7 tRNA genes are annotated in these 829 nt (G+C 50.4%); all 7 read left to right on the forward strand.

The annotated features are described in order from the left end of the window. Positions 1 to 28 precede the first annotated feature (28 nt). The 7 genes from COJ96_RS05525 (at position 29) to COJ96_RS05555 (ending at position 761) form a co-directional block, all read left to right on the forward strand. Positions 29 to 103, forward strand: a tRNA-Asn gene (locus COJ96_RS05525). Between the two features lie 5 nt (positions 104 to 108). Continuing rightward, a tRNA-Ser gene (locus COJ96_RS05530) sits at positions 109 to 200 on the forward strand. A 17-nt stretch (positions 201 to 217) separates the two neighbouring features. Continuing rightward, positions 218 to 292, forward strand: a tRNA-Glu gene (locus COJ96_RS05535). 5 nt (positions 293 to 297) lie between these two features. Next, positions 298 to 373: transfer RNA gene (locus tag COJ96_RS05540), tRNA-Val, on the forward strand. 157 nt (positions 374 to 530) lie between these two features. Further along, positions 531 to 604: transfer RNA gene (locus tag COJ96_RS05545), tRNA-Met, on the forward strand. A gap of 2 nt (positions 605 to 606) precedes the next feature. Beyond that, positions 607 to 683: transfer RNA gene (locus COJ96_RS05550), tRNA-Asp, on the forward strand. 5 nt (positions 684 to 688) lie between these two features. Next, positions 689 to 761, forward strand: a tRNA-Phe gene (locus COJ96_RS05555). Positions 762 to 829: the final 68 nt, after the last annotated feature.

Here is an 829-nt window from a genome sequence, read left to right on the forward strand (position 1 = left end):
GGACGTTGCCAGGCTGTAATTATATTATTCCGCAGTAGCTCAGTGGTAGAGCTATCGGCTGTTAACCGATCGGTCGTAGGTTCGAGTCCTACCTGCGGAGCCATATATGGAGAGCTGTCCGAGTGGCCGAAGGAGCACGATTGGAAATCGTGTAGGCGGGTAACCCTGTCTCAAGGGTTCAAATCCCTTGCTCTCCGCCATAATACTTAAATAATATGGCCCCTTGGTCAAGCGGTTAAGACACCTCCCTTTCACGGAGGTAACACGGGTTCGAGTCCCGTAGGGGTCACCAAATTTGGAGGATTAGCTCAGCTGGGAGAGCATCTGCCTTACAAGCAGAGGGTCGGCGGTTCGATCCCGTCATCCTCCACCATAATTACATTATTATTGTCGCAGGGTGGAGCAACGAGCGTTGCTTCAATGAATAAACTGCGAGTTGTATCAATCGAGCTGCTTCTTGCATATGCTTACTGAGATTGATACAGTTCATGCAACTAAGTGCATGAACAAAAAAATTATATTTATATTGTCGCGGGGTGGAGCAGTCTGGTAGCTCGTCGGGCTCATAACCCGAAGGTCGCAGGTTCAAATCCTGTCCCCGCAATTGGTCTGGTAGTTCAGTTGGTTAGAATGCCTGCCTGTCACGCAGGAGGTCGCGGGTTCGAGTCCCGTCCAGACCGCCACTTGTGGCTCAGTAGCTCAGTCGGTAGAGCAAAGGACTGAAAATCCTTGTGTCGGCGGTTCGATTCCGTCCTGAGCCACCTTTAGTTTTTTTGCTTGCACTAGATGCGAGAGTTATGAATAGTATGTGGAGGGGTAGCGAAGTGGC

The organism is Bacillus sp. AFS073361, from assembly GCF_002567005.1.
Classification (GTDB): Bacteria; Bacillota; Bacilli; order Bacillales; family Cytobacillaceae; genus Neobacillus.